At 65.2% G+C, this 24,391-nt stretch carries 23 protein-coding genes; 11 read left to right on the top strand and 12 right to left on the bottom strand.

Going from position 1 to position 24,391, the window contains the following annotated elements; genetic code table 11:
* Nucleotides 1–2 precede the first annotated feature (2 nt).
* Genes FXB41_RS31155 through FXB41_RS31145 form a run of 3 tightly spaced genes read right to left on the bottom strand, consistent with a single transcriptional unit; the run spans nucleotide 3 to nucleotide 1,542 of the window.
* Nucleotides 3–266: a DUF6111 family protein gene (locus FXB41_RS31155; RefSeq protein WP_007595079.1), complete on the bottom strand. Its 264-nt coding sequence runs from the start codon at nucleotides 264–266 to the stop codon at nucleotides 3–5.
* Nucleotides 263–934, bottom strand: a complete 672-nt coding sequence (locus tag FXB41_RS31150) for a CoA pyrophosphatase (protein ID WP_007595081.1) — start codon at nucleotides 932–934, stop codon at nucleotides 263–265. The genes FXB41_RS31155 and FXB41_RS31150 overlap by 4 nt, the downstream gene beginning before the upstream one ends.
* Nucleotides 931–1,542 carry a DUF1285 domain-containing protein gene (locus tag FXB41_RS31145; protein WP_219684492.1) on the bottom strand — a complete coding sequence of 204 codons (612 nt, stop codon included), beginning with the start codon at nucleotides 1,540–1,542 and terminating at the stop codon, nucleotides 931–933. The genes FXB41_RS31150 and FXB41_RS31145 overlap by 4 nt, the downstream gene beginning before the upstream one ends.
* A 276-nt stretch (nucleotides 1,543–1,818) precedes the next feature.
* Between FXB41_RS31145 and FXB41_RS31140 the strand changes: the two genes are divergently transcribed.
* From FXB41_RS31140 to FXB41_RS31110, 7 genes are all read left to right on the top strand, one after another.
* The gene (locus FXB41_RS31140) at nucleotides 1,819–2,817 is read left to right on the top strand and encodes an AAA family ATPase (RefSeq protein ID WP_219684491.1); all 999 of its coding nucleotides are present in this window, start codon (nucleotides 1,819–1,821) and stop codon (nucleotides 2,815–2,817) included.
* Nucleotides 2,817–3,761: a DUF58 domain-containing protein gene (locus tag FXB41_RS31135; protein ID WP_007595084.1), complete on the top strand. Its 945-nt coding sequence runs from the start codon at nucleotides 2,817–2,819 to the stop codon at nucleotides 3,759–3,761. Before FXB41_RS31140 ends, FXB41_RS31135 begins: the two co-directional genes overlap by 1 nt.
* Nucleotides 3,758–6,571, top strand: coding sequence for a DUF4159 domain-containing protein (locus FXB41_RS31130; protein ID WP_219684490.1), 2,814 nt, complete (start codon nucleotides 3,758–3,760; stop codon nucleotides 6,569–6,571). Before FXB41_RS31135 ends, FXB41_RS31130 begins: the two co-directional genes overlap by 4 nt.
* 7 nt (nucleotides 6,572–6,578) lie before the next feature.
* Nucleotides 6,579–8,642 (top strand): hypothetical protein, encoded by a 2,064-nt coding sequence (locus tag FXB41_RS31125; RefSeq protein WP_219684489.1) that lies wholly within the window; start codon nucleotides 6,579–6,581, stop codon nucleotides 8,640–8,642.
* Between the two features lie 260 nt (nucleotides 8,643–8,902).
* On the top strand, nucleotides 8,903–9,916 hold the full coding sequence (locus FXB41_RS31120) for an alpha/beta fold hydrolase (protein WP_219684488.1): 1,014 nt from the start codon (nucleotides 8,903–8,905) through the stop codon (nucleotides 9,914–9,916).
* A gap of 226 nt (nucleotides 9,917–10,142) precedes the next feature.
* Nucleotides 10,143–10,547: a DUF2946 domain-containing protein gene (locus tag FXB41_RS31115; RefSeq protein WP_219684487.1), complete on the top strand. Its 405-nt coding sequence runs from the start codon at nucleotides 10,143–10,145 to the stop codon at nucleotides 10,545–10,547.
* A 147-nt stretch (nucleotides 10,548–10,694) separates the two neighbouring features.
* Nucleotides 10,695–13,052 carry a TonB-dependent receptor gene (locus FXB41_RS31110; protein WP_219684486.1) on the top strand — a complete coding sequence of 786 codons (2,358 nt, stop codon included), beginning with the start codon at nucleotides 10,695–10,697 and terminating at the stop codon, nucleotides 13,050–13,052.
* A 22-nt stretch (nucleotides 13,053–13,074) separates the two neighbouring features.
* Here the strand turns inward: FXB41_RS31110 and FXB41_RS31105 are convergent, their stop codons facing one another.
* The 5 genes from FXB41_RS31105 to FXB41_RS31085 all read right to left on the bottom strand — a co-directional run bounded on the left by FXB41_RS31105 (nucleotide 13,075) and on the right by FXB41_RS31085 (nucleotide 17,064).
* A complete protein-coding gene (locus FXB41_RS31105) occupies nucleotides 13,075–14,232 on the bottom strand; it encodes a hypothetical protein (RefSeq protein WP_219684485.1) in 1,158 nt (385 codons plus the stop codon).
* 33 nt (nucleotides 14,233–14,265) lie between these two features.
* Complete coding sequence (locus FXB41_RS31100) at nucleotides 14,266–14,943, bottom strand: methyltransferase domain-containing protein (RefSeq protein WP_219684484.1); 678 nt, start codon at nucleotides 14,941–14,943, stop codon at nucleotides 14,266–14,268.
* A 35-nt stretch (nucleotides 14,944–14,978) separates the two neighbouring features.
* Nucleotides 14,979–15,494: a GNAT family N-acetyltransferase gene (locus FXB41_RS31095; protein ID WP_219684483.1), complete on the bottom strand. Its 516-nt coding sequence runs from the start codon at nucleotides 15,492–15,494 to the stop codon at nucleotides 14,979–14,981.
* 68 nt (nucleotides 15,495–15,562) lie between these two features.
* Nucleotides 15,563–16,510: a glycosyltransferase family 2 protein gene (locus FXB41_RS31090; RefSeq protein WP_219684482.1), complete on the bottom strand. Its 948-nt coding sequence runs from the start codon at nucleotides 16,508–16,510 to the stop codon at nucleotides 15,563–15,565.
* Between the two features lie 62 nt (nucleotides 16,511–16,572).
* The gene (locus FXB41_RS31085; protein ID WP_219684481.1) at nucleotides 16,573–17,064 is read right to left on the bottom strand and encodes an NUDIX domain-containing protein; all 492 of its coding nucleotides are present in this window, start codon (nucleotides 17,062–17,064) and stop codon (nucleotides 16,573–16,575) included.
* 80 nt (nucleotides 17,065–17,144) lie between these two features.
* Between FXB41_RS31085 and FXB41_RS31080 the strand changes: the two genes are divergently transcribed.
* Nucleotides 17,145–18,026 (top strand): metallophosphoesterase family protein, encoded by an 882-nt coding sequence (locus tag FXB41_RS31080; protein ID WP_219684480.1) that lies wholly within the window; start codon nucleotides 17,145–17,147, stop codon nucleotides 18,024–18,026.
* 113 nt (nucleotides 18,027–18,139) lie between these two features.
* Here the strand turns inward: FXB41_RS31080 and FXB41_RS31075 are convergent, their stop codons facing one another.
* The 3 genes from FXB41_RS31075 to FXB41_RS31065 form a co-directional block, all read right to left on the bottom strand.
* The gene (locus FXB41_RS31075) at nucleotides 18,140–18,694 is read right to left on the bottom strand and encodes a hypothetical protein (protein WP_219684479.1); all 555 of its coding nucleotides are present in this window, start codon (nucleotides 18,692–18,694) and stop codon (nucleotides 18,140–18,142) included.
* A 199-nt stretch (nucleotides 18,695–18,893) separates the two neighbouring features.
* Entirely contained in the window at nucleotides 18,894–19,100 is a 207-nt protein-coding gene (locus FXB41_RS31070) for a DUF4170 domain-containing protein (protein WP_007595122.1), read from the bottom strand.
* A 30-nt stretch (nucleotides 19,101–19,130) separates the two neighbouring features.
* Nucleotides 19,131–20,762: an isocitrate lyase gene (locus FXB41_RS31065; RefSeq protein ID WP_219684478.1), complete on the bottom strand. Its 1,632-nt coding sequence runs from the start codon at nucleotides 20,760–20,762 to the stop codon at nucleotides 19,131–19,133.
* A 227-nt stretch (nucleotides 20,763–20,989) separates the two neighbouring features.
* On the opposite strand from FXB41_RS31065, the gene FXB41_RS31060 reads away from it, so the two are divergent.
* Nucleotides 20,990–22,435: a helix-turn-helix domain-containing protein gene (locus FXB41_RS31060; RefSeq protein WP_219684477.1), complete on the top strand. Its 1,446-nt coding sequence runs from the start codon at nucleotides 20,990–20,992 to the stop codon at nucleotides 22,433–22,435.
* A gap of 111 nt (nucleotides 22,436–22,546) precedes the next feature.
* On the opposite strand, the gene FXB41_RS31055 is transcribed toward FXB41_RS31060, so the two are convergent.
* Nucleotides 22,547–22,840 (bottom strand): antibiotic biosynthesis monooxygenase, encoded by a 294-nt coding sequence (locus FXB41_RS31055; protein ID WP_007595131.1) that lies wholly within the window; start codon nucleotides 22,838–22,840, stop codon nucleotides 22,547–22,549.
* Between the two features lie 228 nt (nucleotides 22,841–23,068).
* On the opposite strand from FXB41_RS31055, the gene FXB41_RS31050 reads away from it, so the two are divergent.
* The gene (locus tag FXB41_RS31050; RefSeq protein WP_219684476.1) at nucleotides 23,069–23,875 is read left to right on the top strand and encodes a hypothetical protein; all 807 of its coding nucleotides are present in this window, start codon (nucleotides 23,069–23,071) and stop codon (nucleotides 23,873–23,875) included.
* Between the two features lie 164 nt (nucleotides 23,876–24,039).
* Complete coding sequence (locus tag FXB41_RS31045; RefSeq protein ID WP_007595135.1) at nucleotides 24,040–24,387, top strand: hypothetical protein; 348 nt, start codon at nucleotides 24,040–24,042, stop codon at nucleotides 24,385–24,387.
* The last annotated feature ends 4 nt before the right edge of the window (nucleotides 24,388–24,391 follow it).

Below are 24,391 nucleotides of genomic sequence, written 5' to 3'. Positions count from 1 at the left end.
CCCTATCTTTCCACGCCCGGCACGAGCTTGCCGTTCTCGACATGGGCGGGGACATAGGTCGAATCCGGCGCAGCGCCGGAGTAATGCGCAAAGCCGATCAGCCCCGCGATCACCAGCACGAGCGCCGCCAGCATGAGACGCGCGACGATGGTGGTCGGCCAGGACGATTGCACGAACAGGCCGGAACGCGTGGCGGCCAGGAACAGCGCATAGACGGCAAAGGGAACGAGGAAGATTCCGATCTCGGTCAGGATCGGCCGGATCATGACGAATAGATCCGCTCGTAGAGCACACGCAGCATGCCGGCCGTCGCGCCCCAGATGTAGCGTTCGGCAAACGGCATCGCGTAGTAGGACCGCTCCATGCCGCGGAATTCCTTGCTGTGCACCTGGTGGTTGGCCGGGTTCATCAGGAAGGATAGCGGCACTTCGAACGCATCATCAACCTCGGAATGGTTGATCGTCAGCTCAAAACCTGGGCGCACCCTGGCAACCGTCGGCAGGATGCGGAAGCCGAAGCCGGTGCCGTAGAGATCGAGATAGCCGATCGGCTCGACGAAGTCTCTGGACAGCCCGACCTCCTCCTCGGCCTCGCGCAGCGCCGCATCGAGCGGCGAGCGGTCGGTCGCGTCGATCTTGCCGCCGGGAAAGGCGATCTGGCCGGCATGGTCGTTCAGATGCGCCGACCGCTGCGTCAGGAGGATGGTCGGCTCGGGATGATCGACCACCGCGATCAGGACCGCCGCCGGCCGCACCGGCTGCTCGCGCGCGATGATCTCGAGCATCTTGTCGGTACCGGGATCGCCCGAGGCAGGAATGATGTTGGGATCGTAGAGACCGGGCGGAACGTCGAAGCCGAGCCGCGCGGAGGAGCGGGCGAAGAAATCGGCCGCACCGATCACGGCGGGATCGTTCCTGGAGATAGGCTTGTTCAAAGCGCGGCCCTCACCTGCTCCGCATCGGCCATGGCAAAGAATTCGCCGGCCGATTCGACACCGAACATCGGCTGGCCATCGACCATCCGCTCCTCACCCATGTCAACAAGATCGTAATAGAGCGCGCGGGTGACCTTGGCCCAGAGCTCGGCGCGGACGTGCAGATAGGGCGTCAGCCCGCCGTCTCTGGCCTGCTCGAAGCGCAGCCGGTGCGCCGCATCGCAGGTGACCCAGTCGTCGACATTGGTGCGGAAGCGGAGCACGCGATGGTTGGCCTCGCCGTCCTTCTGCATCTCGACCGCCATGAACGGCGCGTCGTCGACGCGAATCCCGACCTTCTCCACCGGAGTGACGAGGAAATGCTTGTCGCCTTCGCGCTTGAGGATGGTCGAGAACAGGCGAACCAAGGCATGACGGCCGATTGGCGTCCCCAAATAGAACCAAGTACCATCGGACGCGATTCGCATGTCGAGATCGCCGCAGAACGGCGGATTCCACAAATGCACCGGAGGCAGGCCCTTTTTGGCGCCTTCGGCATCGGCAGCAGTTTTGGCAGCGGCAGTCAGCCCCTCAAGACCGCGATCGGCGCTCTGCCCTTGGTTCGCCATGGTTTGCCCTGACTTTGTCATTTGGCACGATCGGTGCAAGTCTGAATTGTAAGTCTACGTTGTATGCCGGTGCACGGTTCCACCCCGGATTCATCCGGTGTGGAGGTCGCCACTTCGTGATGCCCTACATATCCCTAAGCCGATAAGGTGGGGATAGGTTAATTCAACGAATACATGGCCTTCCTGCAAGTCTAGCATAGGGCCCACGTCTTGAGTTGAGGACGTGACGACATGACGACGCAAGCGAGCTGCATGGCAGGCTGAAGGAGCTAACGGATGGCGGAGAGTGTCGAGAAGCTCGAAGACGGAATCGTCCGTTCGGCCGAGCAGGTGTCGAGCCAGATTCGCGCGGCGAAAGAGGCGATCGGCTCCGTCATCTTCGGTCAGGATCGCGTGATCGAGAACACGCTGGTCACGATCCTCTCCGGCGGCCATGCGCTGTTGATCGGCGTCCCCGGCCTCGCCAAGACCAAGCTGGTCGAGACGCTCGGCATCACCCTCGGCCTCGATGCCAAGCGCATCCAGTTCACGCCCGACCTGATGCCGTCGGACATTCTCGGCGCCGAAGTGCTCGACGAGAGCACCTCCGGCAAGCGTGCCTTCCGCTTCATCTCCGGCCCCGTGTTCGCGCAACTGCTGATGGCCGACGAGATCAACCGCGCCAGCCCGCGCACGCAGTCGGCGCTGCTGCAGGCGATGCAGGAGCAGCACATCACCGTCGCCGGCGCGCGTCACGACCTGCCGAAGCCGTTCCACGTGCTCGCCACGCAAAATCCGCTGGAGCAGGAAGGCACCTATCCGCTGCCTGAAGCCCAGCTCGACCGTTTCCTGATGGAGATCGACGTCGACTATCCCGACCGCGACGCCGAGCGCCGCATCCTGTTCGAAACCACCGGCGCCGACGAGACGCTGGCGAAGGGCACGATGACACCTGACGCACTCATCACCGCGCAGCGACTGATCCGGCGCCTGCCGGTCGGCGATTCCGTGGTCGAGGCGATCCTGTCGCTGGTGCGCGCGGCCCGTCCGGGTCCGGACGGCGGCGACACCAGCAAATTCATCGCCTGGGGCCCGGGCCCGCGCGCCAGCCAATCGCTGATGCTCGCGGTGCGCGCACGCGCGCTGATCGACGGACGCCTCGCGCCTTCGATCGACGACGTGCTCGACCTCGCCGAGCCCGTGCTGAAGCACCGCATGGCGCTGACGTTCCAGGCGCGCGCCGAAGGCCGCACGATTCCGGACGTGATCCGGCAATTGAAGACACGGATCGGTTGATGGCGGCGGAGAACGGGCACGCAGCAAAGGAAATCATCGCGATCCGACGTGCCGATGGCGAAAGCCGCACGCTCGCAGCTTCCTTGCCGCGCCTGGTGCTCGAGGCCCGCCGTATCGCCGCCAACGTCATTCACGGCCTGCACGGCCGCCGTCGCGCCGGCTCCGGCGAAAATTTCTGGCAGTACCGCCGCTTCGTCTCCGGCGAGCCGTCGCAGAACGTCGACTGGCGGCGATCGGCGCGCGACGATCTGCTCTATGTCCGCGAGCTCGAATGGGAAGCCTCGCACACGGTCTGGATCTGGCCCGACCGCTCGCCCTCGATGGCCTTCGCTTCAAAACAGGCGCGCGAATCCAAGCTCGAGCGGACGCTGATCGTCGCCTTCGCGCTGGCCGAGTTGCTCGTCTCCGGCGGCGAACGCGTCGGCATTCCCGGGCTGATGGCACCGACCGCGAGCCGCAGCGTCATCGACAAGATGGCGCAGGCGATGCTGCATGACGATGCCGACCGCTTGAGCCTGCCGCCGTCCTTCGTGCCCGCGGCGCTGGCCGAGACGATCGTGCTGTCGGACTTCTGGTCGCCGATCTCCGAGATCAGGACCACGCTCGGCGGCCTGTCCGGCTCCGGTGCGCATGGCACGCTCGTGCAGGTCGTCGATCCCGCCGAGGAATCATTCCCCTATTCCGGCCGCGTCGAGTTCGTCGAGCCAGAAGGGTTCGGCGTGATCACCGCCGGCCGCGCCGAGAGCTGGGCGCAGGATTACACCGCGCGGCTCGCGCTGCACCGCGACCAGATCCGCGCCGAGACCAACAAGCTCGACTGGCTGTTCACGACACATGCGACCGACCGCTCGGCCGCCGAGCTCCTGCTGTTCCTCCATGCCGGCATGCAGGTGAGCAAGTCGGGCGCCCGCACCACGACGATCAAGGCGGGGCCGGCAGCATGATGGGACTGCCGCTCGCCTTCACCGAACCGCTGCTCCTGATCGGCCTCGTCAGCCTGCCGGTGCTGTGGTGGCTGTTGCGGGTGATGCCGCCGCGGCCGCGCCGGATCGAGTTTCCGCCGACGCGCCTGCTGTTCGACATCGCACCGCGCGAAGAGACCCCGTCGCGGACGCCGTGGTGGCTGACCGCATTGCGGCTGCTGGCCGCGGCGCTGGTCATTTTCGCCGCCGCCGGCCCGATCTGGAATCCGCAAACAGGCGCGGCCGCCAGCAAGGCGCCGCTGATGATCATGTTCGACGACGGCTGGAGCGCGGCGTCCAACTGGGACATCAGGATCAGGGCCGCCGACGAATTGATCGCCAGTGCCGAGAACGACCGCCGCGCGATTGCGCTGGTGCCGCTGTCGGAGCCGAACCGCGATATCACCCTGATGCCGGCGGGCGCCGCGCGCGTCGCGTTGCGGCAGCTGACGCCAAAGCCGTATTCCATCGACCGCGTCGAGACCCTGACCGCAATCGATCGCTTCCTGAAAGCGACCGGCGACTGCGAGATCGCCTGGCTCTCCGACAGCGTCGACACCGGTCGCGGCGAGGAATTCGTGGCGGGCCTCGGCAAGACCATCGGCGATCGCAGCCTGACCGTGTTCGAAGGCGGTACCTCGTCGCCGCTGGCCCTGGTCGCGGCCGAGAACGCCGCAGCCAAAATGACGGTGAAGGTGCTGCGCACCGACAGCGGCATCGCGATCGGCACCGTACGCGCGCTGGACCAGAAGGCCTCGCCGATCGGCGAAGCGCGTTATTCGTTCGGCCCGCAGGACAAGGAAACCGAAGCGTCGTTCGATCTGCCGGTCGAGCTGCGCAATGACATCACGCGGCTGGAAATTGCCGGTGAGCGCTCCGCAGGCGCAGTGCAGCTGCTCGACAAGCGCTGGCGCCGCCGCGCCATCGGCATCGTCTCGGGCTCTACCAGCGAGACCGCGCAGCCGCTGCTGGCGCCGACCTTCTATCTCACCCGCGCGCTGGCGCCGTTCGCCGACGTGCGGCTCGCCGACAAGGGCTCGCCGCAGCAGGGCATCACGCAGTTCCTCGACCAGAAGCTGCCGATGATCATCCTTGCCGATGTCGGCACCATCGCCCCTGAAATCCGCGAGCGTCTCAATGCCTGGATCGACCAGGGCGGCGTGCTGGTGCGGTTCGCCGGTCCGCGGCTGGCGCAGGCCGAGGACGATCTCGTCCCGGTCAAGCTGCGCAAGGGCGGCCGGACGCTCGGCGGCAGCCTGACCTGGGAAAAGCCGCAACATCTGGCCTCTTTTGCCGCCGACGGTCCTTTTGCCGGCGTGGTGGTCCCCAAGGACGTCACCATCAGCCGCCAGGTGCTGGCCGAGCCCGACGCCGTGCTCGCCACCAAAAGCTGGGCCTCGCTGGAAGACGGCACGCCGCTGGTGACGGGCGAGCATCGCGGCAAGGGCGTCGTCAGCCTGTTCCACGTCAGCGCCGACATGCGTTGGTCGGATCTGCCGATGTCGGGCACCTTCGTCGAAATCCTGCGGCGCGTCGTCGACATGTCCGGCTATACCGCCAAACCGGGCGCAGGCGTCGCCACTGAGGCGAGCGCCGAGACGGTGGCGCCGCTGCATATCCTCGACGGCTTCGGCGCCTTCGGTCCGCCGCCGGCCGCCGCCAAGCCGCTGCCCGCGGATTATCGCGACCGCGCCACACCCGATCATCCGCCGGGCTTCTATGGTCCGGCAGAAGGACCGCTCGCCGTGAACACGCTTGCCAGCGCCGACCGTATCGCAGCCCTGAACACCGCGAGCCTGCGCGCGCGGCACGCCACCTACACCAATGCCGAGCCGCAGGACTTGCGCGGCTGGCTGTTGTCGACGGCGCTCGCGCTGTTCCTGATCGACGCCATCATCGTCGCGGTGCTCGGCGGCGGTCTTGCCGCGCTGCTGCGCCGCCGCGCCGCGCCCGCGATGATCGTCTTCGGACTGGTTCTCGCAAGCCTCGCCTCGTTCATGCCAACACCGTCGCACGCGGACAGCGCGTCCGACGAGTTCGCGATGAAGGCGGTGTCGCAGACCCGCCTCGCCTATGTCGTGACCGGCAATGCCGACGTCGATTCCATCGTCAGGGCCGGACTATCAGGATTGACGCTGTTCCTGGCGCAGCGCACCGCGCTTGAGGCCGGCGATCCCGTCGGCATCGACCCGGCGCGCGACGAACTCGCTTTCTTCCCGCTGATCTATTGGCCGATCGTGCCGGGCGCGCCCAAGCCGTCGCGGGACGCCATCAACAAAATCGACGCCTACATGAAGCAGGGCGGCACCGTGCTGTTCGACACCCGCGACGCGGTCGAAGCGCCGCCCGGCGCGAACGGCGCCGCGCAGACCCCCGCCATGCAGACGCTCCGCGAGATCCTGTCCTCGCTCGACGTGCCCGAGCTGGAGCCGGTGCCGCGCGAGCACGTGCTGACCAAAACCTTCTTTCTATTGCGCGACTTCCCCGGCCGCTTCACCACCGGCCAGACCTGGGTCGAGACCTTGCCGCGGGAAGACGACGACGACAGCGCGCAACGGCCGGCACGCGGCGGCGACGGCGTCTCACCGATCATCATCACCTCGAACGACCTTGCCGGCGCCTGGGCCGTGCGGCCCGACGGACAGGCCATGCTGCCGGTGACCGGCGGCGACCCCCGCCAGCGCGAATTCGCCTACCGCGCCGGCGCCAACATCGTGATGTACACGCTGACCGGCAACTACAAGGCCGACCAGGTGCACGCACCGGCCCTGATCGAACGACTGGGGCAATAGGATCGATATGAATTACGGCATCGCATTCACGCCGCTGGTTCCCACGATCGTCCTGTGGCTCGCGCTGGCCGCGATCGTCGTCATCGCGCTGGTGCTGCTGCTGGCGCGTGCGCGCGGCGCTGCCGTGCGCGTGGCCGCGTTGACGCTGTTCCTGCTGGCGCTCGCCAATCCCTCCTTCACCCGCGAGGACCGCGATCCCCTCACCTCGGTTGCCGCAATCGTCGTCGACAAAAGCCCGAGCCAGAATTTCGGTAATCGCAATCGCGAGGCCGCTCAGGCGCAGGAAGCGCTGGTCGACAGTCTGAAGAAGATCAAGGGGCTCGAGGTCCGCGTCGTCGATGCCGGACAGGCCGACGGCGAGACCGACGGCACCAAGCTGTTCGGGGCGTTGGCGTCGGCCTTATCCGACGTGCCGGTCGACCGCGTCGCCGGTGCGTTCCTGATCACCGACGGCCGCGTTCACGACATTCCGGCCAACGCCGCCGGGCTCGGCTTCCAGGCGCCGGTGCACGCGCTGATTACCGGGCAGAAGGACGAGCGCGACCGCCGTATCGCGGTCATCGCGGCGCCGCGCTTCGGCATCGTCGGGCAGCCCCAGACCATCACCTACCGCCTCGACGACCAGGGCGTCAGCGGCGAGCGCGCCAAGGTCACGGTCCGCAGAGACGGCGAGGTCATCAACGAGCGCACGCTTTCGAGCGGCCAGGCCGCAAGCGTCGAGGTCGACATCAAGCACTCCGGGCCGAACATCGTCGAGATCGAGGCCTCGCCGCTCGAGCGGGAATTGACGCCGGTCAACAACCGCGCCGTCGTCGCCATCGACGGTGTGCGCGACAAGCTGCGCGTGCTGCTGGTCTCGGGTGAGCCGCATTCCGGCGAGCGCACCTGGCGCAATCTGCTCAAGTCCGACGCCAGCGTCGATCTCGTCCACTTCACCATTCTGCGGCCGCCGGAGAAGCAGGACGGCACGCCGATCAACGAATTGTCGCTGATCGCGTTTCCGACCCGCGAGCTGTTCCAGCAGAAGATCAACGAATTCCAGCTGATCATCTTCGACCGCTATGCCCGCCAGGGCGTGCTGCCGATCGCTTATTTCGACAACATCGCACGCTACGTGCGTTCCGGCGGCGCAGTGCTGGTCTCGGCCGGCCCCGATTACGCGTCCAACACCAGCATCTGGCGCACGCCGCTGGATTCGGTGCTGCCGGCCGAACCCGTCGGGGTGACGGAAAAGCCGTTCTACGCGCATCTGTCCGACGTCGGCAAACGCCATCCCGTCACGCGCGGCCTCGAGGGCTCGGCCTCCGAGCCGCCGCGCTGGAGCCGCTTCTTCCGCACCGTCGAGACCCGCAATGCGGTCAACCCGCCCGTCATGACGGGCGTCGACGGCAAGCCGCTGCTGTTCCTATCGCGTTTCGGCGAGGGCCGCGTGGCGCTGCTGCTCTCCGACCACATCTGGCTGTGGGCGCGCGGCTATGAAGGCGGCGGTCCGCATCTCGATCTGTTGCGGCGGATGTCGCACTGGCTGATGAAGCAGCCTGATCTGGACGAGGAAGCGTTGCGCCTGCAGGTGCAGGGCAAGAATCTCGTGGTGGTGCGCCAGACCATGGCGGACAGCGTTCAGCCGGTGAGCGTGACCTCGCCGTCGGGCGTGTCGCGCGACCTGACGCTTGCAGCCGGCGATCCCGGCGAATGGCGCGCCAGCCTGCCGGCGAGCGAGCTCGGCCTGTGGCAAGCCACCGACGGCACGCTGAAGGCGCTGATCAATGTCGGCCCGACCAATCCGAAGGAGTTTTCGGAAGTCACCTCCACCACTGAGACGTTGAAGCCGCTGACCCAGGCGACCGGCGGTGATGCCGTGCGCGTGGTCGACGGCGCCAGCGTCGAGCTGCCGCGCATTCTGCCGGTCCGCTCGGCGAGCGTCTTCCATGGTGACGGCTGGATGGGCGTGCGGATGCGCGACGCCAGCGTCGTGAAGGGCGTCGGCGTGCTGCCGATCTTTGCCGGCCTGATCGGCCTATTGCTGCTGCTCGGCGCGTTTGCTGCGACGTGGGTCCGTGAAGGGCGCTAGGCGGCTTACGCGCGTCCCTTCGCTTCCCGTTAGTCGGATAAATCCAATCGTCACTTCTTCGCCGGAAGCTCCATAGCGCCTTCGACCCCGAACTCGGTCGAATGTAGCGCGTTGTGAAATCTGGGGGCGGTTCTTCCTCGGCCCTGGGCAGGCGTGTCCCTGTCCAGGCATCGCTCCCCGCGGACAAGAGCAGTTCTCGACGGAGCCTTCGCAGCACCCAAACAGCGCGAGCGTTCGATGAGAAGCGGAGTTACTCGACCATGACAGACACACTTCACCAGCGCACGTTCAGCTCGCCTCGTCAGACAACGCGCTACATCGCGTGCGGGCCGGCCGACGGACCGTTGATGATCTTCGTCCATGGCTGGCCGAGCATCAGTTTGATGTGGCGCGCTCAGATGGACGCGTTTGCCGCCGACGGTTGGCACTGCGTCGCTCCCGATCTGCGCGGCTACGGCGGCTCTTCCACGCCCGCAGCCAACGACGCCTATACCATCGAGGAAATCGTGACAGACATGGCCGAACTCCATGATCACCTCGGCGGCAAGCCTGCGATCTGGGTTGGCCACGACTGGGGCTGTGTTGTGGTTGGTCAGTTGGTCGCGCATCAGCCCAAGCGCAGCCGCGGCGTCGTGCTGACCTCGCTGGCGTATCAACCCGACGGGCACGCCCTGCGCACAGTCGTCCCGCTGGTCGACCGAACGATTTATCCGGTTGACCAATATCCGGACGGCCAATGGGATTACTACCGTTACTACACCACGCACTTCGAGGCGGCGGTCGCCGACCTCGATGCAGATCTGGCCGCATCGCTGGCGTCGATCTTTCGGCCAGGCAACCCCGCCGGCATCGGCAAGGTTTCGCCGAATGCGATGGTCACGCGCAATGGAGGGCGCTTTGGCGCCGCGCACCGCGCCCCGCCGACTGAGCCTGATCCGGCTCTCTGGCCGCCGGCGGACTTCGAGGTGCTGGTGCAGTCGTTCCAGGCTCATGGCTTCCGCCCATCCTGCGCGTGGTACCTGAACGACGACGCCGACATCGCCTATGCGCGCAAGGCACCCAGTGGCGGCCGCCTGTCGCAGCCGGTGCTGTTCGTTAACGGCGACTTTGATCAGATCTGCAGCATCACCGGAAATCGCCAAGGTGACCCGATGCGCTCCGCCTGCCCGGACTTGACCGTAACGAGCATGCCCGCAGGGCATTGGCTGCCGCTGGAGCGCAAGGCAGAACACATCGAGGCTATCCGCACCTGGCTCCAGAGCAAAAAGCTCTGATGCCGCCTCCTCGCGCTGGCACTGAGTCAATCAATCGCCGTTCCCGTAAGCCATTCGATAGGTCCTCAGCCGAGATCTTTCAGTTGCCCGAACGACACATCGAGGAGCCGGCCCACTCGGGTCGGTGCGGCTGCGGTTGACATCCGCTGACCGATCGGGCGATGTTACATTATAACGTCGCGGGATCAGGGGATGATCCCTCGCGATGTGGGGGTGGCGTTTCCAGATGAAGTGGTTCCGGTCGAATATCAGACACGGCGCCCGGCTCGCGATCTTCGCGATGCTGGTGCAGTTCGCGCTGACGTTCGGCCACAGCCATTGGTTCGCCCAGGCCGCTCCCCTCGCCCAGGCCTCGCTTCAGCAGACCGACGACAGCAACGGCGTTGCGTCGATCGACCGTGCCGCGGTCGAGAGGCAATCGCCGTCGGCTCCCGACAGGGAACAGCCGGGCGAGGACAATTGTGCGATCTGCGCATTGGTCGCGATGGCCGGCAGCGTCATGTTCGCGGCGCCGCCTGTGTTATTGCTGCCGCAGGCGATCGACCTGCTCTATCGCACCACCGACGCCGAATTCGTCCATCTGAAATCGGCCGGCACGGCATTCCAGCCGCGCGCCCCTCCCGCGTCCTGACTTCCAACAACGCTTGATCACGCTCGGCTCGCCGCTTTCAGGCGCGTGCCCGGGAGCAGTTGAAGTCGAATTCCGTCGCGCAGCGACGGCAGGCCGCCTCCGATCAGCAGATCATCATGCGGACGGCGCCTGACTGGAATCAGGACCATGTCATTCAAATTGCGGCGCACGCAGCGCCTTGGCGGAGCAAGCCTGCTCCTGATCGGCGTCGCCACCTCGGCGCTGGCCGAGGATAAGTCATCGACCGAGATCCCCGCCGTCACCGTGACGGCTCCGAGCCCCATCGTACGCAGGGCGGTGGTGCCGACCCGCAATCCGGGCCGCCCCACGCGAACCGCGCGGGCACGCAGCCAGGAACGCACGGCGGACGCCACGCCGGCAGCCTCCACGCCCGCCGCATCTCAGCAGGGCGTGCTGCCCATCGTGACCAACCAGTTCGCGACCGTCACGGTGGTGCCGAACGAGGAAATTCGCCGCGAGGGCGGCGGCCAGCTCGGCGATCTCCTGTTTTCGAAACCCGGCATCACCGGCTCGAGCTTCGCGCCGGGCGCTTCCAGCCGGCCGATCATCCGGGGGCTCGACGTCAACCGCGTCGGCATCGTCGAGAACGGCACCAATGCCGGCGGCGCCTCCGATCTCGGCGAGGATCACTTCGTCCCGATCGATCCGCTCGCGACCAACCAGGTCGAGGTGGTGCGCGGGCCGGCTGCGCTGCGCTACGGCTCGACCTCGATCGGTGGCGTCGTCAGCGCCACCAACAACCGGATTCCCGACACGCTGCCGAACTGCGCTCCGTCGTTCCAGGCTTACGGCATGCCGGCCAAGGCGCCGCTCGCGAGCGCCGCGACATCGCCTTGCGTCATCGCCGAGACGCGCAGCGCGTTCAGCTCGGTCGACCGTGGCGTTGAAAGCGGCGTGCTGCTCGACACCGGCGGCGGCAATTTTGCCTTCCATGCCGACGTCTACGGGCGCAACACCACCGACTACAGCATCCCGAGCTACCCGTACCTCGCCGACCAGACCCGGCCCGTCGTCAACGGACGCCAGCCCAATTCGGCGACGCGCTCGGACGGCGCCTCGATCGGCGGCTCCTACTTTTTCCAGGGCGGCTATATCGGTGCGGCGATCACGCAGAACGATGCGCTCTACCACATCCCCGGCATCGACGGCGCCGACCACAACACGCGGATCGACGGTCACCAGACCAAGATCAACGTCAAGGGCGAGTACCATCCCGACGCGACGGCGATCGATGTCGTTCGCTTCTGGGCCGGCGCGACCGACTACCGGCACAACGAGATCGGGCTTGCCGATCCCGCCGATCCCAATACCGACGGCGTGCGGCAGACCTTCACCAACAAGGAGCAGGAGATCCGCACCGAGGTGCAGCTGATGCCATTCAACGCGCGCTTCGCCGAGGTGACGACGGCGCTGGGCTTCCAGGTCGGCCATCAGGAATTGAGCGCGCCGAGCCCGGACAATCCGGGCACGCTGTTCAACGGCCTGTGGGATCCCAACAACAGCACGCGCGTTGCCGGTTACGCCTTCAACGAGTTCAAGTTCACGGACGCGACGCGGGCGCAGATCGCCGGCCGCATCGAGCATGTCGAGCTGCACGGCACGACGCCGGATTTTCCCGCGGACTTCCTGCCCGATGGCACGCCGCAGGCGGCGATCTCGCGCAATCCGTCCTTCACGCCGAAAAGCGGCAGCATCGGCCTGTTGCAGGACCTGCCGGGTGGCATGGTCGGCAGCATCACCGCGCAATATGTCGAGCGCGCGCCGAAGGCGGCGGAGCTGTTCTCGCGCGGTGCGCATGATGCGACCGCGACCTTCGACATCGGCAACCCTAACCTCGTCATCGAGACGGCGAAGTCCGTCGAGGTCGGCCTGCGCAAGGCGACGGGGCCGTTCCGGTTCGAGGCGACCGTCTACTACACGCACTTCAACAACTTCATCTATCGCCGTCTCACCGGCGTGATGTGCGACGAGGACTTTGCCTCGTGCGGCGCGCCCGGCGCCGAGGTGAACCAGGCGGTCTATTCGCAGCGGGACGCGAACTTCCGCGGCGGCGAATTCCAGTCGCAGCTCGATGTCGGAGCATTCCAGGGCGGCATCTGGGGCATCGAGAACCAGTTCGACGTGGTCCGTGCCACTTTCACCGACGGCACCAACGTGCCGCGCATTCCGCCGGTGCGGCTGGGCGGCGGCGTGTTCTGGCGCGACGACAACTGGCTGATGCGCGTCAATCTGTTGCACGCCTTCGCGCAGAACAACGTCGCGGTGATCGCGGAGACGCCGACACCGGGCTACAATTTGTTGAAAGCCGAGGTGAGCTACAAGACCAAGCTCGACCGCAACTGGTTCGGTGCGCGCGAGGTGACGACGGGTATCGTCGGCAACAATCTCCTCAACGAGAACATCCGCAACTCGGTGTCCTACACCAAGGACGAGGTGCTGATGCCCGGCATCGGCGTGCGGGCGTTTGCGAACTTCAAGTTCTGAAAGCGCGATAGCTAGCCGGAGCTCATCGCGCTTCGGCTAGAGTGGCTGCATCGGGGGAAGCCTCTGCCGCCTCCCGAAACAGCACGGCGAACAGCAGGGTCCACAATGTCAGGAGAGAAATGGGGATCGTGTAGTATGGCGTCGCGATCGGATAGGTGAAGAAGAAGGCGAGGTTGAGCGCCAGATTGGCCAACGTGAGCAGCGCGACACGGCGAATGCCGTTCGCCTGCCGCAACAGCCAGATCGAGCCTGCAATTCCGATGACGATCAGCAAGGTCTGGAGCGGGTCGGCGAGATAGTCCCGGACCACCGCGAACGAAAAATCCAGCGGCCTGACATCGGGGTTGTTGCCGTAGGTCGACGCGAACGGACTGCCGGCGTTGACGGCGTAAGAGACGATGGTCGGGATCACGCCGGCCAGCAACGCGAGGCCGAACACGAGCCCCTGCAAGAACCGGGACAACGTCCGTTCCGCAAGGAACGCGACGAGGAGAAACAGGCCATAGCCGGACGCCAGGAAGAGATTGGCCAACCGGAAATCGACGGTCAGTCCGAGCAGGAAACCGATCGGCGCCAGCGGCCAAATCCTCGGTTGAGATCGCGGGCTCGCCAGCCATCGCGCCGTGAGACATCCCGCGAGCGCGCAGACGACGACCGTCGGGGCCATCGAATAGCTCGCCTTGACCGGATTGACCATCGGGTAGATCGCAAGACAGCCGAACGTCCCGGCCATCAGGACCGACCGCATGCTGCGCGCGAGAGAAAGCGCAAACAGCGCAAAGCCGAGCACGATAATGGTCGCCAGCATGTACATGGGCACGACCTGGTGACCTGGCGGAAACAGCGCCAACACGAGGCCGACACCCGGCGGATATTGAATGACGACCTTCCCCGTGGCCGGCATCAGATTGTGACAGGGCGCCGCGGTCGTATCGTTCCAGTCCGGGTAGCCGATCTCCTTCAGCTTCGCTTTCTGATAGCCATCGTCGTCGCGGCCGAGGTTGGTGTCGAAGCCCTCCACCAGCCCGAACCTCTGGAACAGATGCGCCTGCCTGAGGTAGCAGATGTCGTCATAGACGCCGCGCGCCTCATTCCACCGCATCATGGTCCAGAAATGGCCGACCAGCACCGCGAGAAACAACACGGCGAAGACGGCTTTGCTGGTGTGGATCTTCTTCATCGGGGATCATGATGCGACGGAGGCGGCGCTGCTTTAGCGGAATGCAAGATAGAGATTGGACGATAGCGGGCCGAGCGACAAACCGGTGTAGCCCACGGCCGCGGACTTAGGGGTGGAGGACTTGGCGGCGAGCCCCAGCAGCCGTTTTCGCGTCATCAGGATCAGGTTCTGCTCGTCGGTCCATTCCGACTTGCCGGCGATCCTGCAGGCGATCCTGAAGGTGCCGTCCAAATAATGCGCCAGCGGGATGGCGGTGTGGTGCTCGACCGGAAAGAACCTGTTGGGCACGGTGATGAACACCCGCCGCGCGACGCGGCAAAGCTCCTCGACCAGGAGCACCTGATTTTCATGGCTACTGGCATGCTCGAGCACGGCATTGGACGTCGCGACATCGAACGCATTGTCGTTGAACGGCAGCCGTGTATTCGGTTCGATCTGCACGTAACGGCAAAGCGGAAAAGCCGCCTTGAACCCGATTCCTTCGCCGAGCCCGCACGCCGTGATCTTGTGCTGATGCGGGTAGCTTCGCTCCAGCACGTTCGCGCCGTCGTTGATCACGTCGGATACGCCGACATCCAGGATCTCGTCCAAGGCAGACGGCTGCATGCGGGCGATGAAATCCTGGTAGATGCGGTCGCGCGCGGCGATCAGCAGCTTTTCCGCCGTGCTCCCGGACGCCACTTCCCGGTAATATTGCTGATCGACCGGCACTGCCCTACCTTCATGTGAGCTTCGAAGCGATGGCGTCAGGTGCGCGTCTTGCTCCAGTCCGGGCCGATCGGCCCCGATACGCCTTCGAACGCGCCCTCGACCAGCTCGATGACGAGGAGCCGGCTGTAATCGACCGGGCCCGGCATGGTGACGCGTCCCTTGGCGACCTGCTTGAAGCCGACGCGGCTGTAATAGGGCTCGTCGCCGACCAGCAGCACCAGGCGATGGCCCTGCGCCTTCGCATCCGTCAGTGCGCGCTCGAGCAGCAGCCGGCCGACGCCGCGGCTGCGGAACGGAGGCTCGACCGTCAGGGGCCCGAGCAGCAGTGCCGGCGTGTCACCGACGCAAATCGGCAATTGCCGTACGGATCCGACCAGCAACGTACCGACGCGGGCGGTGAAGGATAGATCGAGCACATGATCCACATGCTCGCGGATTCGGTACGCGCTGAGCACGAAGCGGCCGGGTCCGAAGGTGCGTTCGTGCAGCCGCTCGATCGCCTGAGCATCGCCGGCGGCTTCCGACCGGATGGTGAGGGAGAGATCGTTCATCGCGTCGGCGGGATATCACCTTGGAGGGCAGCGGTCCATGGGATTGCGCCCTGCCCCCGGGGGCAATTTCAGCTCCTCCAGAGCGGCGGCTGGGACAGGTAGGCGAGCATCTTTATTTCCCGCCGCCCGCGCGTCACGGTGTCGAGCACGAGCCCCGACGAAGCCGAAAGCAGCGCCATGATCATCAGACCCATGGAGAGCACGGCGGTGGGCAGGCGCGGGACGAGGCCGGTTTCGAGGAAGGTGATCACGACGGGCAGCCCGAAAGCGATCGACAGCAGCGCGAGCACGATGCCGATCGCCGAAAAGAAGCGCAGCGGCCGCTCCGACCGGTTGAGCTTCAGCATCGTGTTGAAGATGCGCAACCCGTCCTGCCAGGTATCGAGCTTGGAGAAGGAGCCTTCCGGGCGCGCGTAATAGGGCGTCTCGACCTCGGCGACCGGCAGCGACAATTCCAGCGCATAGACCGCGAACTCGGTCTCGATCTCGAAGCCACCGGACAGGACCGGGAAGGATTTGACGAAGCGGCGCGAGAACACGCGGTAGCCGGACAGGATGTCCTTGAAGGCGTGGCCGAAGGTCGATGCCAGGAAACCGGTGAACAGCCGGTTGCCGATGCGATGACCGCGCCGGTAGGCCGCTTGCGATTGATCGACTCGCAGACCGACAACCATATCCAGATGCTCGTCGAGGAGCTCGTCGATCATGCGCGACGCGCTCGGCGCGTCGTAGGTCGCATCGCCATCGACGAGCACGTAGATGTCGGCCTCGATGTCCGCGAACATGCGGCGCACGACGTGACCTTTGCCCTGGCGCCGTTCGCTGCGCACGATCGCTCCCGCCTCGCGCGCGACCGCCGCGGTGCGATCGGTCGAATTGTTGTCGTACACGTAGACCTCGGCCGCAGGCAGGGCCTTGCGGAAATCAGCGACGACCGTCGCGACGGCGGCTTCCTCATTGTAGCAGGGCACCAGCACGGCGACCCGAAATGGCCATGACCTCGTCGATTCAGACAATCTTCATCCCTCGTCCATGCGCCGACACCGCAGGTGCGGCGATTTACTAGCACAGGCAGCCATCATCGCCACGTCGCAATCCGCGGCCTGTCGTGCAGGACTTCCGCGATCCGCAACCGCGTGCCGGGCGTGGTCCCCTCGGGCAGCGCGGTGACCGCGAAGAACCCGCACTCGGCGATCTCGTGGTTGGGCGCGGGCAGGCGATCCTGCTTGAACTGCCTGACGACGTAGACCGCGACATGGTCGCGGCGGGACACGTGGCTGTTGAGGAAGATGCCGTGCAGCACGGCATCGCCAGTGAGATCGATATCGCCCTCCTCCTTGAGCTCGCGGCGCATCGCCTGCTCCATGGTCTCGCCGAGATCGACGCCGCCGCCGGGCAGATACCAGCCCGTGACGTAGCTGTGCCTGACCAGGAACACCCTGGTGTCGGCATCCAGCACCACGGCGCGGACGCCGAGCGTCATGCCGCGGACCAGCAGGAAATAGGCGTGGAAGATTTGCCGCAGCAACGGCTCGAATCTGCGTCGGACGCTGTTCAGACGATCCGCCATCGGGCTCCCTTGATGCCCCGCTTGCACCTGGCCTGCGACCTTGCCATTACAGCGGGCGAATAGCGAGGCAATCGCCCCCAATGGCCCCCTTCACGCTCGCCCATCTGTCGGACCCGCATCTGCCGCCGCTGCCGAAGCCGCGGCTGATCGAGCTCGCGGGCAAGCGCGCGTTCGGCTATGTCAACTGGACGCGCAACCGTCACAAGTATCAGCGCCGCGAGGTGCTCGACGCACTCGTCGCCGACATGAAGGCGCAAGGTCCCGACCACATCGCGGTCACAGGCGATCTCGTCAATCTGGCGCTGGAGGCGGAATTCGCGCCGGCGCGCGCCTGGCTCGAGGGCCTCGGTCCGCCCGACCGCGTCACCACGATTCCCGGCAATCACGACGCTTATGTCCGCGCCACCTTTCATCGCTTCGGCGAAACCTTCGCGCCCTATCTTGCGGGTGACGATGGCCGCATCGGCTTTCCGAGCCTGCGCCGGCGCGGGCCGCTCGCGCTGATCAGCCTGTCCACGGCGGTGCCCACCTTGCCGCTGATGGCGACAGGCACGCTCGGACGCGATCAGCTCGCGTCGCTCGAAGAGATGCTCGAGCGGTTCGCAGCCGAGGACGTCTTTCGCGTGCTGCTGGTGCATCATCCACTGAAGTCCGGCGCGCGCCACAAGCGGATGATCGACTCGGCCGAGCTGCTGACGCTCTTGAAACGCCACGGCGTCGAGCTGATCCTGCACGGGCACGACCACATTCATTCGACGATGTGGTTCGAAGGCCCCAACGGCAATATTCCGGCGCTCGGCGTGCCGTCGGCCTCCGCGCTCGCGCACGGGCACACCCCGGCTGCGGCCTACAATCTGTTCACGATCGAGAAGGACAACACCGGCTGGCGTTGCGAGCAGACGGTGCGGAGCCTGGGGGCTGGACTTCAGATCGGGCAGATCAAGCATGTGAAGTTGATTTAGACCGCTGTCATTCCGGGGCATGCGAAGCATGAACCCGGAATCCATCGGGCCGCGATACGTGCTGATAAATGGATTCCGGGTTCGCGCTTCGCGCGCCCCGGAATGACGACGCCTCACCAGCTCCGCAGGGCCGCAAGCACGGCAACCCCGAACAGTGCGGCGGCACCGAGCACGAACCCCAGCACGAATGGCCAGAGGCGCGAGCGGCGCTGCGGCTGCGCGACCTCGGGCTTCGGCTCGGGCGGGACCACCATCGCATGCTCGCGCTCGATCATGCGGCGCGCGACGTAATCGGTCACGGCCTCGACGATGACAGCGGTGTCGTGCGATTCGGCGAGCACGATGCGGCCGAAGCGGGTGTCCTGCACGAAGCGGTACATCCGCTTGTCGCGCCCCATCACGATGTGCGCGACGACGTCGATCCAGAGCCTGGGCGTATCGCCCTGGCTGATACCGCGGTCGAACAGGTCGATCTTGTCAGGCACCTGCGCGAACAGAGGATCGAGCGAATCGTTGAGGATCTCGAGCCGTGCCACCTCGGCATCGCGCAAATCGACGACGACGCCGGTCCGGTCGGCAGCCTCGATCCGCGCCCGCAACAGTGCATCGCGCAGCCGCACCGGGCGCGGCTGGCTGGGATGGATCCCGCTGGTCTCGGGCTCTGACATTGGCGGCCTCGTCCTCACTTGGCCGGATTAACCTATCAGCAACCAATGTGCCCGCAAAGGCCCTACAATTCCAGTTACTTACGGAGCCCACAGGCTATTCACCTGTGCCAAAAACAGACGGTCCCACCCGGCTTGCGCCGGATGGGACCCTCCGTCCTTGGACGTCTTCTTATTCAGATTGGCATGTTAGTTCAGATTCTCACGCCGAGACCCGCGACGGCTCTTCCACGATCGAGAAGCGGACGCCCGCCTTGTGGCGGTTCTCTTCCGAGACCGAGCGCCAGGCGTCCTCGGCCTCCTTGCGGGTCTTGAACGGACCCTGCACCTGGGCCGAGCCTTCCACCAGCTTGTGGAAGTTCATCGAGCCGAACTCGCCGCCGATCACCCAGAAATTGCTGTTGGTCATTGTCAGTCTCCTGTCGATTAGCGTGATGCGTTAGCCGAACTGGTTCATCGTGTTGTGGGCGCCGCCCGCCTTCAGGGCAGCCTCGCCGGCGAAGTATTCCTTGTGGTCGTCGCCGATGTCGGAGCCGGCCATGTTCTGATGCTTGGCGCAGGCGATACCCTGACGGATCTCGGCGCGCTGGACGTTCTTGACATAGCCGAGCATGCCCTGGTCGCCGAAATATTCCTTCGCCAGATTGTCGGTCGAGAGCGCCGCCGTGTGGTAGGTCGGCAACGTGATCAGGTGGTGGAAGATGCCGGCACGCTTAGCCGAATCCGCCTGGAAGGTGCGGATGCGCTCGTCGGCTTCCTTTGCCAGCGGCGTATCGTCGTATTCCACCTTCATCAGCTCGGCACGATTGTACTTGCTGACGTCTTGGCCGGCTTCCTTCATCGCATCGTAGACCTGCCAACGGAAGTTGAGGGTCCAGTTGAACGAGGGCGAGTTGTTGTAGGCCAGCTTCGCGTTCGGAACCACCTTGCGGATCCGGTCGACCATCTTGGCGATCTGCTCGATATGCGGCTTCTCGGTCTCGATCCAGAGCAGGTCGGCGCCGTTCTGCAGCGAGGTGATGCAGTCCAGCACGCAGCGGTCTTCGCCGGTGCCCGGGCGGAACTGATAGAGATTGGAGGGCAGCCGCTTCGGACGCATCATCTTGCCGTTGCGGTTGATGATGACGTCGCCATTGCGGGCGTTCTCCGCCGTCACTTCCTCGCAATCCAGGAAGCTGTTGTACTGGTCGCCGAGGTCACCGGGCTTGTGGCTGACCGCAATCTGCTGGGTCAGGCCGGCACCGAGCGAGTCGGTACGGGTCACGACGATGCCGTCTTCGACGCCGAGTTCGAGGAACGCGTGGCGGCAGGCCCGGATCTTGGCGAGGAACACCTCGTGCGGCACCGTGACCTTGCCGTCCTGGTGGCCGCACTGCTTCTCGTCCGAGACCTGGTTCTCGATCTGGAGCGCGCAGGCACCCGCCTCGATCATCTTCTTGGCGAGCAGATAGGTCGCCTCCGCATTGCCGAAGCCGGCGTCGATGTCGGCGATGACGGGCACGACATGGGTCTGGAAGTTGTCGATCTTCTCGATCAACTCCTTCTCTCGGGTCTTGTCGCCTTCCTTGCGGGCCTTATCGAGGTTGCGGAAGATATCGTTCAGCTCGCGCGAGTCGGCCTGACGCAGGAAGGTGTAGAGTTCTTCGATCAGCGCCGGCACCGAGGTCTTCTCGTGCATCGACTGGTCCGGCAGCGGGCCGAACTCGGAGCGCAGCGCCGCGATCATCCAGCCGGACAGGTACAAATAGGTGCGATCGGTCTTGCCAAAGTGCTTCTTGACCGAGATCAGCTTCTGCTGGGCGATGAAGCCGTGCCAGCAGCCCAGCGACTGCGTGTACTTGGTGGGATCGCCGTCATAGGCGGCCATGTCGGCTCGCATCAGCGCCGCGGTGTAGCGGGCGATATCCAGGCCGGTCTTGAAGCGATTCTGCAGGCGCATGCGGGCGACGGCCTCGGCCGACACCCCGTTCCAGGTCGGCTGGGTCTCCAGGAGCGACCGGGCCGCCTCGACCTCGCTCTGATACGAGGCGGGGGCCTGGAGGGTGCTGATGCCGCGGGGCTGGTAATTCATGTGCCTGATCCTTTCGCTGACGATGGCCACCAGCCATCGACATTCTTGACAATGCATTGCGAGATGCGTGTCAGAAGCTAAACGCGAGAAAGCTCAGCTCGTATAGTGGGCTTGTATTTGAATGGTGATGTCATGTAACATCGGTACTTGTAATAGATGTCACTTTGTAAATCTTGTAAATAAAATTGGTCAACAAGCCTGCCCTTGATGCCTCCGGAGACCTGAGAATGCCCGCCGGTTCCAGCAAGAAGCTCTTCGTCGGCCCGCGCTTCCGGCGGATCCGACAGCAATTGGGGCTGTCGCAGACCCAAATCGCCGAGGGGCTCGGGATCTCGCCGAGCTATGTCAATCTGATCGAGCGCAACCAGCGTCCGGTGACCGCACAGATCCTGCTGCGGCTGGCCGAAACCTACGACCTCGACCTGCGCGACCTCGCGACCGCCGACGAGGACCGCTTCTTCGCCGAACTCAACGAGATTTTCTCCGACCCGCTGTTCCGCCAGATCGACGTTCCCAAGCAGGAACTGCGCGACCTCGCCGAGCTCTGCCCGGGCGTCACCCATGCGCTGCAACGGCTCTATGCCGCCTATACCGAGGCCCGCCAGGGCGAGACGCTGGCCGCGGCACAAATGGCCGACCGCGACGTCGGCACCCGCTATGAGGCCAATCCGGTCGAGCGCGTCCGCGAGCTGATCGAGGCCAACCGCAACTACTTTCCGGAACTCGAGCAGGCCGCGGAGACTTTGCGCGACGAGCTGAACGTGCCGGCCGAAGAGCTTTATGCGGCGCTCGCGGCGCGGCTGCGCGAAAAGCATTCGATCCAGACCCGCATCATGCCCGTGGACGTGATGCGCGAGACGCTGAGGCGCTTCGACCGCCACCGGCGCCAGCTCCTGATCTCCGAGCTGGTCGACCCGCCCGGCCGCGCGTTCCAGCTCGCCTTCCAGCTTGGTCTCGTTGAATGCACGCAGCATCTGGAGACCATCATCGGCCGCGCCGGCCCGCTCGACGACACACCGCGCCGCCTGTTCCGGATCACGCTCGGCAACTATTTTGCGGCCGCCGTGATGATGCCCTACCCGGCTTTCCTGGCTGCCGCCGAAGCATTGAACTACGACATCCATCTGCTGGCACAGCGCTTCAATTCCGGCTTCGAGCAGGTCTGCCATCGGCTCACCACCCTGCAGCGGCCGAACGCGCGCGGCATCCCGTTCTTCCTGCTTCGTGTCGACAATGCCGGCAACGTCTCGAAGCGATTTTCATCGGGCACGTTCCCGTTCTCGAAATTCGGCGGCACTTGTCCGCTGTGGAACGTGCACTCGACCTTCGACACGCCTGATCGCCTGCTGAAGCAGGTGATCGAGCTGCCCGACGGCACGCGCTATTTCTCGATTGCGCAGATGGTGCGCCGCCCCGTCGCGCCGCACCCGCTGCCGCAGCCGCGCTTCGCCATCGGCCTCGGCTGCGAAATCCGTCACGCCGCGCGCCTCGTCTACGCTGCCGGCATCGATCTGGAGAAAACGGAGGGCACGCCGATCGGCGTCAACTGCCGCCTCTGCGAGCGCGAAAACTGCGCCCAGCGCGCCGAGCCGCCGATCACGCGCACGCTGATCCTGGACGAAACGACGCGGCGGGTGTCGAGTTTTGCGTTCTCGAATGCGCGGGAGTTGTGAAGGGGCACATCTACCTCCTCGTCATTGCGAGCGAAGCGAAGCAATCCAGACTGTCTCCGCAGTGACAGCCTGGATTGCTTCGTCGCTTCGCTCCTCGCAATGACGAAGGACTTACGCCAGCGTATGCACGATCACCGGACCCGCGGCGGCGCGGGCGTCGCCGGCAAGCAGCGAGCCCAGATCCTTCTCGATCCAGGCGATCGCACGCCTGTTCGCCTCCTCCGCCTGCTCGAACTTGTCGAAGATCGATATCGCCGTGACCGTGTCGTCGCCGGCATAGACGACGTAATAGGCGCGGAAGCCGTCGACGTCGCTGATGATCGGAACAGCGCCTTCCTTGATACGGCGCGCCAGCTCTTCGGCGCTCCCGCTTTTCGCCTTGGCCTGACGGATGGCGGCATACATGGCATCCTCCCTTCCGGCTATCTGGTGTGGGGCTTGGTGCCCGGATCGCATGCTACGCCGAAGCGCGCGGGCAATCCACGCTTGGTTAATCCGGCACTAATTCCCTTCCGCGATCTGCAACCATCGATTAAGCACGCCTCAACATCGCTGCCTTAGTCTCGCCCCACTCACTTTTCGCAAACAACGGCGGCTTATTCTGCCGCGTGAAGTGACATCAGGGGGTTCATCATGCGCATTGGGTTGCTGCTGACCGCGACCATTGTCGGCGCGCTCTTTGCCGATCCGTCCCATGCCGGACCGCTGGATGCGTCCGCCGGCGCAGCGCAGGCGCTACCGCCGGGCTTCCAGAGCTACCGCGGCTACATGTTCGACCTGTCGGAGAATTCGGACCGCAAGGATGTCGACAAGCTCACCGACAATGTGAAGAGCCAGATCGATGTGGTCGAGGCCGCCGGCCTCTCGCCGCGCGTGCTGCGCTTCTTCCGCACCGTCCCGATCATCGCCAGCGAGCTCGCCTGCCTCGACGAAGGCGCCGCGACTGCCTGCTACGGCCGGGTCACGCCTGACATCCAGCGCACCGCTCCCCGCACACTGACGGTCTGGGACCCCAACAAGCAGCGCTGGAGCAATCCGAACGCCGTCGACCTCGCGGTCGATTCCGGCCTTGGCGTGATCATGCTGCGGCCGGACATGATGCGTTACGAAAAGGAAGCCGTGCTGCTGCACGAGCTGCTGCACGCCTACCACGCGCGGCTGTTGCCGGACGGCTACGCCAACAAGGGCGTGATCGGCTATTACGCCTACGCCAAGTCCAAGGATCTCCTGCCCAAGGAATCCTACGCGCTGAAGAATCACATGGAGTTCTTCGCGGTAACCGCCAGCATCTTCCTGGCCGGGAAGAGCGAATTCCACGACCCGAAGTCGCGCGAGGCGCTCAAGGAGAAGTTGCCGGACTATTATAAATATCTGGTCGGCGTGTTCGGCTTCGACCCCGATCCGGCAGCACCAAGTGGGCCGGTCGCTTCGCTGAAGTAAGGCAGACAGCGCCAAACCCAGCCAGAGAGCCGCGCGCGCAGCGCGGCTTTTTTGTTTTGGTCAACAGAAGCTGCGGATGACGCGTGGCCGGGAATTGCCAAGGTGGGGCCCGATCTGCATAGTCCCGCCCGCATCGATACCGTTTTCGAAGAGGATAGAACAACATGGCGGAAGCCGACCTGGATGTCGTGATCCGGCAACTGGCCAGACAGCTGCATACGGGCCTGATGACCCGCGCCAAGGAGCGGCGGGACCGATTCAACGGCCTTGCGGCCAAGGCCAAGGGCAAGGAGACCGGCGACCGCTTCAAGATGATGGCCAAGGCCACCATGGAGCAGGCCATTGCCGCCGCCAAGCGCCTGCAGATGTCCGCCGACAACGTCGCCGACAGCTACGCGCGGTCGATGCGGATCGCCGCCAGCACGCCTGTCGCCGTGAAGGTGGAGAAGAAGGCGCCCAAGGAAAAGCCGGCCAAGAAAGCGAAGAAGGCCAAAGCCAAGAAGGCGAAGTAGACGC

It is taken from the genome of Bradyrhizobium canariense, assembly GCF_019402665.1.
GTDB classification, from domain to species: domain Bacteria; phylum Pseudomonadota; class Alphaproteobacteria; order Rhizobiales; family Xanthobacteraceae; genus Bradyrhizobium; species Bradyrhizobium canariense.
The sequence above is the reverse complement of the archived record's forward strand: the minus strand, read 5'-3'. Positions and strand labels throughout refer to the sequence as shown.